The organism is Kitasatospora sp. NPDC059571, from assembly GCF_042735675.1.
Taxonomy (GTDB): Bacteria; Actinomycetota; Actinomycetes; order Streptomycetales; family Streptomycetaceae; genus Kitasatospora.
Genome location: NZ_JBHWBW010000090.1, coordinates 12677 through 21918, shown reverse-complemented (window position 1 = coordinate 21918; position 9242 = coordinate 12677). Strand labels below are relative to the sequence as shown.

Annotated in this window: 8 protein-coding genes; 5 read left to right on the top strand and 3 right to left on the bottom strand. The window is 71.9% G+C overall.

Annotation, left to right across the window (positions count from 1 at the left end; genetic code table 11):
* Window positions 1-339 precede the first annotated feature (339 nt).
* Window positions 340-1947, top strand: a complete 1608-nt coding sequence (locus ACFV0G_RS13490; RefSeq protein ID WP_380546083.1) for an ABC transporter substrate-binding protein — start codon at window positions 340-342, stop codon at window positions 1945-1947.
* Window positions 1948-2011: 64 nt separating this feature from the next.
* Here ACFV0G_RS13490 and ACFV0G_RS13485 read toward each other — a convergent pair whose 3' ends face one another.
* Window positions 2012-2683: a response regulator gene (locus tag ACFV0G_RS13485; RefSeq protein ID WP_380546081.1), complete on the bottom strand. Its 672-nt coding sequence runs from the start codon at window positions 2681-2683 to the stop codon at window positions 2012-2014.
* Window positions 2684-3580 (bottom strand): RecB family exonuclease, encoded by an 897-nt coding sequence (locus ACFV0G_RS13480; protein WP_380546079.1) that lies wholly within the window; start codon window positions 3578-3580, stop codon window positions 2684-2686.
* 186 nt (window positions 3581-3766) lie between these two features.
* Between ACFV0G_RS13480 and ACFV0G_RS13475 the strand changes: the two genes are divergently transcribed.
* The 3 genes from ACFV0G_RS13475 to ACFV0G_RS13465 all read left to right on the top strand — a co-directional run bounded on the left by ACFV0G_RS13475 (window position 3767) and on the right by ACFV0G_RS13465 (window position 6806).
* Window positions 3767-4963, top strand: a complete 1197-nt coding sequence (locus ACFV0G_RS13475; RefSeq protein ID WP_380546077.1) for a site-2 protease family protein — start codon at window positions 3767-3769, stop codon at window positions 4961-4963.
* 70 nt (window positions 4964-5033) lie between these two features.
* The gene (locus ACFV0G_RS13470) at window positions 5034-5996 is read left to right on the top strand and encodes a tRNA (adenine-N1)-methyltransferase (RefSeq protein ID WP_380546075.1); all 963 of its coding nucleotides are present in this window, start codon (window positions 5034-5036) and stop codon (window positions 5994-5996) included.
* A gap of 189 nt (window positions 5997-6185) precedes the next feature.
* Window positions 6186-6806, top strand: a complete 621-nt coding sequence (locus ACFV0G_RS13465; RefSeq protein WP_380546073.1) for a hypothetical protein — start codon at window positions 6186-6188, stop codon at window positions 6804-6806.
* Window positions 6807-6828: 22 nt separating this feature from the next.
* Here the strand turns inward: ACFV0G_RS13465 and ACFV0G_RS13460 are convergent, their stop codons facing one another.
* Window positions 6829-7116, bottom strand: coding sequence for a ferredoxin (locus ACFV0G_RS13460; RefSeq protein WP_380546071.1), 288 nt, complete (start codon window positions 7114-7116; stop codon window positions 6829-6831).
* 245 nt (window positions 7117-7361) lie between these two features.
* On the opposite strand from ACFV0G_RS13460, the gene arc reads away from it, so the two are divergent.
* Window positions 7362-9128 (top strand): proteasome ATPase, encoded by a 1767-nt coding sequence (gene arc, locus ACFV0G_RS13455; RefSeq protein WP_380546069.1) that lies wholly within the window; start codon window positions 7362-7364, stop codon window positions 9126-9128.
* Window positions 9129-9242: the final 114 nt, after the last annotated feature.

Sequence of the window (9242 nt, the reverse complement as noted above, 5' to 3'; positions counted from 1 at the left end):
GTGGTCGCCGCCCGGGTGTGAGATCGGTCTCTCTTTGCATGCGGAGCGTTTCCGGACAGCTTTACGGCCGTAACGGTCCGCACAGGATGTGGCGGGCAAACCGGACATCGCCTGACAGATCGGCGGGTGGCGGCCCGAGGGGCCGGACGGCCCGTAGCAGGGTGGCGTCCGGCCTGCGGAGACAGGTGTCCGAACCATGGCAGGCTTCTCCCGGTCAGTCCCCGAATCGGGGGTCGAACGGACCGACCGCATCCACGCGCACTACCCGTGCGCCGCCGAGCGGCGGGCCCCACCGGCGCCTCCCACAAGCCGGCCGCACGGACAAGGAATCCATCCCGCATGTCTTCTGCCAACCGTTTGGCCGCGCTCGGCTGCGCTGCCGTGGTGGCCACCACCGCCGCCGGCTGCGCCTCCGCGACCAAGGTCGTCACGGGCGGGGACTCGCCCTCCGCGCTCACCATGGGCACGGTCAACGTGACCAGCGTGCTCGACCCGGCCGGAGCGTACGACGCGGGATCCTGGCTGGTGCTGAACAACACCTTCCAGTCGCTGCTGAGCTTCCCGCCCGGCGCCACCGTGCCGCAGCCGGACGCGGCACAGTCCTGCGGCTTCACCGGCGGCGACGCCAAGACGTACGCGTGCACCCTGCGCAGCGGCCTGAAGTTCTCCAACGGCAACTCGCTCTCCGCCGCCGACGTGGTCTTCTCGATCCAGCGCATGCTGAAGATCAACGACCCGAGCGGCCCGGCCTCGCTGCTGTCCACGATCAAGACGGTGGAGGCCAAGGGCGACTCCCAGGTGGTCTTCCACCTGAACGCCCCCGACGCGGTGCTCCCGGCGAAGCTGGCCTCGGCGGCCGGCTCGATCGTCGACCACACGGTCTTCCCGGCCGACGGCCTGCTGGCCAACGACAAGCTGGTCGGCTCCGGCCCGTACAAGATCGACCAGATCGCCGACATGGACGGCGGCAACCACGTCCCCGGCAAGATCAGCCTCTCCGCGAACTCGGAGTACAAGGGCGACAACAAGCCGCAGACCAACAAGGTCGTGCTGCGCTACTTCAACACCCCGGACGAGCTGAAGGGCGCCCTGGAGCAGGGCCAGGTCGACCTCGCCGACAACAGCCTTGAGCCGGCCGCCGGCGCCCAGATCAAGGCCGACGAGCTGGCCGGCAAGGGCGACCTCAAGGTCGCCGAGGGCGAGAGCGCCGAGACCCGCTACCTGGTGTTCAACACCAAGGACGCGGTCACCGGAAACCCGGCCGTCCGCCAGGCGATCGCCCAGCTGCTCGACCGCAAGACGCTGGCCCGCTCGGTGTACGCCGGCACCGTCCAGCCGCTCTACTCGCTCGTCCCGACCGGCATCACCGGTCACAACACCGCGTTCTTCGACAAGTACGGCGACCCGGACGCCGGCAAGGCGAAGAAGATCCTCTCCAACGCCAAGGTGCAGACTCCCGTCCAGATGACCCTCACCTGGTCGCGTGCCCGGGCCGGCGCGGCGGAGATGAACGAGATCAAGAAGGAGCTGGAGGCCAGCGGCCTCTTCCAGGTCACGGTCAAGCAGGAGCCGGACTGGAAGAAGTACCAGGCGGGCTGGAAGGCCGGCTCCTACCAGGCGTACACGGTCGGCTGGACCCCCGACTACGCCGACCCGGACGACTTCATCAGCCCGATCGTGGTCGACGGCGGAGCCTTCCACAACGCCTGGGACGACCCGCGGATCAGCGGCAAGCTGGTGCCGGACAGCATCAAGCTGACCGACCGCTCGGCGGGCGGCGCCTACGCGCAGATCCAGAACATCGTCGCGGACGCCGTCCCGGTGATCCCGATCTTCCAGGGCAAGTCGTTCTACGCCTCGCGCAACGACGTCACCGGCGTGGAGTCGACCGTCGACACCACCGGCATCTTCCGCTTCTGGGAGATCGGCCGCACCGCCAAGAAGTGACCCGTGCCGACGGGCCCGCCGCACTGCCGCCCGGCAGCGCAGCGGGCCTGTCGGCGTCCGTGCCTCAGAGCGTGCCCGGACGGACCAGGCCGGACTCGTACGCGTACACGGCGGCCTGAACCCGGTCGCGCAGCTGCAGCTTGGTCAGCACGTGGCCGACGTGGGTCTTCACCGTCGTCTCGCTGACGAACAGCTCGGCGGCGATCTCGGCGTTCGACAGCCCGCGGGCCACCAGCCGCAGCACCTCGACCTCGCGCTCGGTCAGCGCGCCCAGCGCCTGCGGCGGGGTCTCGTCGCCGGACGGCAGCTTGGTGGCGTACATGTCCAGCAGCCGTCGGGTCACCGAGGGCGCGAGCATCGCCGCGCCGTCCGCCACGACCCGGATCGCCTGCACCAGCTCCTCGGCCGGCACGTCCTTCAGCAGGAAGCCGCTGGCACCCGCGCGCAGCGCCTCCACCACGTACTCGTCGAGGTCGAAGGTGGTCAGCACGAGGACCTTGGCGGGGCCGTCCCGGCCCGGACCGGCGATCCGCCGGGTCGCCTCCACGCCGTCCATCCGGGGCATCCGGATGTCCATCAGCACCACGTCCGGCTGCAGGGCCCGGACCTGCTCCAGCGCCTGCTGACCGTCGCCCGCCTCACCGACCACCACCAGGTCGGACTCGGCCTCCAGGATCATCCGGAAACCGGTGCGCAGCAGCGGCTGGTCGTCCACCAGCAGCACTCGGATCGTCACCTACAGCTCCTTGCTCAGCATGGGATCCCCGGTGGGATCGCCCTCGGGCCTTCTCGCCAGCGGCAGCGGGTACGGCGGGGGAGTGCCGCCGAACTCCGGGCAGCGGCTCCGGTGGTCGCACCAGTCGCAGAGCCGGCTGCGGGTGGGCGGGAACTCGCCGGTCTCGACCGCCCGCGAGATCGTCTCCCACAGCGCCTGGAGCTTGCGCTCCACCGACCGCAGGTCCGCCTCGTCCGGGTCGTACGTGACCACGTCCCCGCCGCCGCCCAGGTAGACCAGCTGCAGGCGCTTGGGGATCACGCCCTTCCAGCGCCACACCACCAGGGCGTAGAACTTCATCTGGAACATCGCCTTGCCCTCGAAGTCCCGCGAGGGCGCGCGGCCGGTCTTGTAGTCGACCAGCCGGACCTCGCCGCTCGGGGCGACGTCCACCCGGTCGATGTACCCGCGCAGCAGCAGGCCGGACTCCAGGGCCGTCTCCACGTAGAGCTCCCGTTCCACCGGGTGCAGCCGGGTCGGGTCCTCCAGGTGGAACCAGCGGTCCACCAGCTTCTCCGCGTCTCCCAGCCAGCCCGCCAGCGCGGAGCCGTCCGGGTCGTCCGGGAAGAGCTCGGCGAGCTCCGGGCGCTCGCCGAGCAGCCGCTCCCACTGCGGGCGCAGCAGCGACCGGGCCAGCGGCGCCGTCCGGTCGGTCGGCGGGTGGTCGAAGAGCCGCTCCAGCACCGCGTGCACCACGGTGCCCCGGGTGGCGGCCGGGCTCGGCGGCTCCGGCAGCCGGTCGATCACCCGCAGCCGGTACAGCAGCGGGCAGGTCATGAAGTCCCCCGCCCGGGACGGCGACAGGCCGGTCGGCGCGGCGGCCGGCCGGGGTGCCGGCACGGTCTCGTTCTGGTGCATGCCCTCGACCCTATTGCCCGCCGCTCACATCTCGCTGCCGGGCCGCTCACAAACCCGCCGCGCGGGTATGACCCCTGTGCGGGACCACGTACCAGGGGCGCGCGCGGAATCCGCGCGGAGATCACGTAGCGTGGGCCGCACCGCCCGGGCCGTACGGCGGGGCGGATCAGAGGCGAAGGGACAGCGGTGACCGACACCAGGGGGCAGCACACCTCCGAGCAGCCGTCCGCGGGGCGGCCGGAGGGCGGGGAGCCGCGCGGCGGCATCCTGGTGGGCCGCCCGTTCGGCGTCCCCATCTACGTCACGCCGTCCTGGTTCGTCATCGCCGCACTGATCACCTGGGTGTTCGGCGGCCGCCTCACCGACGTGCTGCCCGAGCTCGGGGCCACCCGCTACCTGGTCTCGTTCTGCTTCGCCGTCGCCTTCTACGCCTCCGTGCTGGTGCACGAACTGGCCCACACCTGGGTCGCCCTGCGGTACAAGCTGACCGTGCGCCGGATCCAGCTGCACTTCTTCGGCGGGGTGTCGGAGATCGAGCAGGAGGCCCCCACCCCGGCCCGCGAGTTCTGGCTGGCCTTCGTCGGCCCGCTGCTCTCGCTGGTCCTCGGCGGCCTCTTCTACCTGGCGCTGGACGCGGTCGAGTCCGACACCGTGCCGGGCGTGCTGATCGCGGGGCTGATGGTCAGCAACCTGGTGGTCGCCGGCTTCAACCTGCTGCCCGGGCTGCCGCTGGACGGCGGCCGGATGCTGCGCGCCCTGGTCTGGGGCGTCACCGGCCGCCCGATGGCCGGCACGGTCGCCGCCGCCTGGGTCGGCCGGCTGCTCGCCCTGGTGGTGCTCTTCGGCCTGCCGCTGTTCAGCGCATCCCAGGACCCGGAGCAGTCCACCGGGGGCAGCCTGGTCGACGGCGTGCTGGCCGCCGTCCTCGCCGTGATCATCTGGAACGGTGCGACCGGCAGCGTCCGCAACGCCCGGCTCCGCGAGGTCCTGCCCGGCATCACCGTGCGCGAGCTGGCCCGCCGCTCGATCGACGTCCCCTCCGACACCCCGCTCGGTGAGGCCCTGCGCCGCGCCCGCGAGGCCCGGGCCGGCGCGATCGTCGTGGTGGACGGCCGCGGCGACCCGATCGGCGTGGTCAAGGAGGCGGCCGTCTCCGCCGTCCCCGAGCACCGCCGCCCCTGGGTCGCGGTCGGCGCGATGGCCCGCGACCTCGAACCGGGCCTGCGCCTGGACGTCGGGCTGACCGGCGAGGAGCTGCTCGCCGCACTGCGCCGCAACCCGGCCAGCGAGTACCTGGTGGTCCGCCCGGACGGCACCGCGTACGGGGTACTCGCCGTCTCCGACCTGGAGCGCCGCCTCAACGCGGCCCTGGCGCGGCGCTGAGCCGGGCCGGCCTGCGCCGGCGGGGATCACCTGGTCGGGGGAGCCCCGCCGTTCCCTTAGGATTGTCCGCATGTCCGAACCGACCGGTGCCACCCGCCGACGCGGGCCCTTCCAGGTCGGGGACCAGGTCCAGCTGACCGACCCCAAGGGCCGCCACTACACGTTCACGCTCCAGGCCGGGAACCAGTTCCACACCCACAAGGGTGCGTTCCCGCACGACGAGCTGATCGGCGCCCCGGAGGGCACGGTCGTACGCACCACGGGCAACGTCCCGTACCTCGCGCTGCGCCCCCTGCTCCCCGACTACGTCCTGTCCATGCCCCGCGGCGCCGCCGTGATCTACCCGAAGGACGCCGGCCAGATCCTGGCCATGGCGGACATCTTCGCGGGCGCCCGCGTGGTCGAGGCCGGCGTCGGCTCCGGCGCACTCTCCACCTACCTGCTGCGCGCCGTCGGCGACACCGGCATGCTCGCCTCGTACGAGCGCCGCGAGGACTTCGCCGAGATCGCCAAGGGCAACGTCGAGCGGTACTTCGGCGGCCCCCACCCGGCGTGGAAGCTCACCGTCGGCGACCTGCAGGACAACCTGGTCGAGACCGACGTCGACCGCGTCATCCTCGACATGCTCGCCCCCTGGGAGTGCCTGGACGTCGCCTCCAAGGCGCTCGTCCCCGGCGGCCTCATCTGCTGCTACGTGGCCACCACCACGCAGATGTCGAAGACCGTCGAGGCGCTGCGCGAGCACGGCACCTTCACCGAGCCGCAGGCCTGGGAGACCATGGTCCGCACCTGGCACCTGGAGGGCCTGGCCGTCCGCCCGGACCACCGGATGATCGGCCACACCGGCTTCCTGCTCACCGCCCGGCGCCTCGCCGACGGCGTCGAGCCGCCGCTGCGCCGCCGCCGCCCGGCCAAGGGCGCCTACGGCGAGGACTACGACAACGGCACCCCGGAGCCCTCGCTGGCCGAGCGGGCCGCGGCCCGCCGGGCCACCCGCGAGGCGGCCGCCGCCGACGGCGTCGAGCTGCCCTGACCCGCGTGACAGCAGGACCGCCGAGGGGCGGCGTACCGGGGAGAGGCCCGGTGCGCCGCCCCTCGGCGCTACCGGCCGGAACACCCGCCGACCCGGTGGCCCCACCCGGCCCGGCCTGTGGGACGATGCTCGCTCACAACGCCCGCCGCGTCCGCGCGGCGGCCCCGTAACCGTGGAGGGGACTGCCTGGTGGATGCTGCGAGCGACACCCCCGTGCGCGCCGGTGCGGTGAGCGCGGACGACGGGCCCAAGGCCCCCGCACACGCCCGCAGCGGACTCCGGCACTGGGCCCTGGTCGCGGCCGGCTGCGCCGCGGTGGTGGCCGGTGCGGTCGCCGCCGACCCGGCCGAGGGCACCCCCACCGCGGCCCGGCCCACCGCCAAGGCGGTCCCGCCGGCCGCCGCCGCCCCCGATCCGGGGAAGGCCGAACGTCCTCTTGACTGCGGACCGTTCCCGGTGTCCGTGGCGCTGCGGGTGACCGCCGACCTCGGCACGGGCACCCCGGCCACCGTGGTCGCCGCGCACTGCGCGGCCGAGACCGGTACCCCGCCGGACGGCGTGTTCGTGCTGACCGCCGGCGCCGACGGCCGGCCGCAGGTCGCCGCCACCCTGCTCGACGCCGACAAGGACCGGCTGACCGTGACCTCGCTCGCCGTCCGCAGCGACGGCACGGTGCACGCGCTGGCCAAGGGCTACTCCTCGGACGACGTGCCGCGCTGCTGCCCGGACCGCACGCTGGAGCTCAACTGGAGCCGGCACGGCGCCGCCTGGGTGCGGGCCGAGGGTGCGGCGCCCGCCGCCCGGGTCTGATCCCGGCTCAGCCGGGCCGCCCTCACTCGGCGTCGGGGCCGTACACCTCGGTCTTGTCGCGGACGCGGCGGACGTGGATGCAGTCGCCGGGGCAGTCCTTGGCCGAGTCCACGACGTCCTGAAGCAGCGTCAACGGCACCGGCACGGTCTCGCCCGGCGCCTGGCGCAGCTCGTCGTCCTCGCCCTTCACGTACGCCAGGCCGTCGATGTCCAGCTCGAAGACCTCCGGCGCGTACTGCGCGCAGATGCCGTCGCCGGTGCACAGATCCTGGTCGATCCAGACCTCGAGCTCTTCGCCGGTCACGGACATGTCCCCTGCCGTTTCTGTTCCAGAACGCCCCGCTTTGCGTGGCATTTCCGTCCTCGATCCTGAGTCGACCTTACCCCCGCCCTGCTTTGAACCGTTGAGCGGTGGGCACATCCACTACCAGAGGGGAAGCAACGCAAGGGCGAAGATCGGACACGCCCGATCCATCTTTCTGATCTAGGGGTTTACAGACCCCTGGCTCCAGGTAGGTTTGGGTCGTCCAGCTCCCCCAGGAGGAGGTGAGGACCGTGGCAGCCCACGATGACGACTACAACCGCAGCGCCGGCCGGCCCGCTCGTGGTTCCGACGAGGCCGCGCAGGTCTCGTACCTCGAGCAGGAGATCGCCGTGCTGCGCCGCAAGCTCGCCGAGACGCCGCGCAACTCGAGAATCCTCGAAGAGCGCATCATCGAGCTCCAGACCAACCTGGCCGGCGTGACCGCCCAGAACGAGCGGCTGGCCGGCACCCTCCGCGAGGCCCGCGACCAGATCGTGGCCCTCAAGGAAGAGGTGGACCGCCTCGCCCAGCCTCCGGCCGGCTTCGGCACCTTCCTCTCGGCCAACGAGGACGGCACGGCCGACATCTTCACCGGCGGCCGCAAGCTGCGGGTGAACGTCAGCCCCGGCGTCGACCTCGAGGAGCTGCGCCGCGGCCAGGAGGTCATGCTCAACGAGGCGCTCAACATCGTGGACGCGATGGCCTTCGAGAGCATCGGCGACATCGTCACCCTCAAGGAGGTCCTCGAGGACGGCGAGCGCGCCCTGGTGATCGGCCACACGGACGAGGAGCGAGTGGTCCGACTCGCCGAGCCGCTCCGTGAGCTCACGCTGCGCTCGGGTGACGCGCTCCTGCTGGAGCCCCGTTCCGGCTACGTCTACGAGGTGGTCCCGAAGTCCGAGGTCGAGGAGCTGGTCCTCGAGGAGGTCCCGGACATCGACTACCGGCAGATCGGCGGTCTGGGCACCCAGATCGAGCAGATCCGCGACGCGGTCGAGCTGCCCTACCTCCACGCCGACCTCTTCAAGGAGTACGAGCTCCGCCCGCCGAAGGGCGTCCTGCTGTACGGTCCGCCCGGCTGCGGCAAGACGCTCATCGCCAAGGCGGTCGCGAACTCGCTGGCCAAGAAGGTCGCCGAGGTCACCGGCCGCCCCCAGGGCAAGAGCTACTTCCTCAACATCAAGGGCCCGGAGCTGCTCAACAAGTACGTGGGCGAGACCGAGCGGCAGATCCGCCTGGTCTTCCAGCGGGCCCGGGAGAAGGCGAGCGAGGGCACGCCCGTCATCGTCTTCTTCGACGAGATGGAGTCCCTCTTCCGCACCCGCGGCTCCGGCGTCAGCTCGGACGTGGAGAACACCATCGTCCCCCAGCTGCTGGCGGAGATCGACGGCGTGGAGGGCCTGGAGAACGTCATCGTCATCGGCGCCTCCAACCGCGAGGACATGATCGACCCGGCGATCCTGCGGCCCGGCCGCCTGGACGTCAAGATCAAGATCGAGCGGCCGGACGCCGAGGCGGCCAAGGACATCTTCTCCAAGTACCTCAAGGAGTCGCTGCCCTTCCACCCGGACGACGTCAAGGAGCACGACGGCTCCCTGCCGGCCACCGTCGCCGCCATGATCCAGTCCGTGGTCGAGCGGATGTACTCGGAGACCGAGGACAACCGCTTCCTGGAGGTCACCTACGCCAACGGTGACAAGGAGGTCCTGTACTTCAAGGACTTCAACTCCGGCGCCATGATCCAGAACATCGTCGACCGCGCCAAGAAGATGGCCATCAAGGACTTCCTCGACCACGGCCAGCGCGGCCTGCGCGTCTCCCACCTGCTCGCCGCCTGCGTGGACGAGTTCAAGGAGAACGAGGACCTGCCCAACACCACCAACCCGGACGACTGGGCCCGGATCTCGGGCAAGAAGGGCGAGCGGATCGTCTTCATCCGCACCCTGGTCACCGGCAAGCAGGGCGCCGAGTCCGGCCGCTCCATCGACACCGTCGCCAACACGGGGCAGTACCTGTAGGACGCCGAACCCTCCGTGGGGGGGGGGGGGGGGGGGCCCCCCGCCCCCCCCCCCCCCCGCGCCCCCCGCCCGCCCGCCCCCCCCCCCGCGCGCCCCGCCGCACCCTCGGCCCGG

Coding starts and splice junctions, on each gene's coding strand:
- ACFV0G_RS13490 (WP_380546083.1), top strand. CDS start 340: ATGTCTTCTGCCAACCGTTTGGCCGCGCTCGGCTGCGCTGCCGTGGTG.
- ACFV0G_RS13480 (WP_380546079.1), bottom strand. CDS start 3,580: ATGCACCAGAACGAGACCGTGCCGGCACCCCGGCCGGCCGCCGCGCCG.
- ACFV0G_RS13470 (WP_380546075.1), top strand. CDS start 5,034: ATGTCCGAACCGACCGGTGCCACCCGCCGACGCGGGCCCTTCCAGGTC.
- ACFV0G_RS13460 (WP_380546071.1), bottom strand. CDS start 7,116: ATGTCCGTGACCGGCGAAGAGCTCGAGGTCTGGATCGACCAGGATCTG.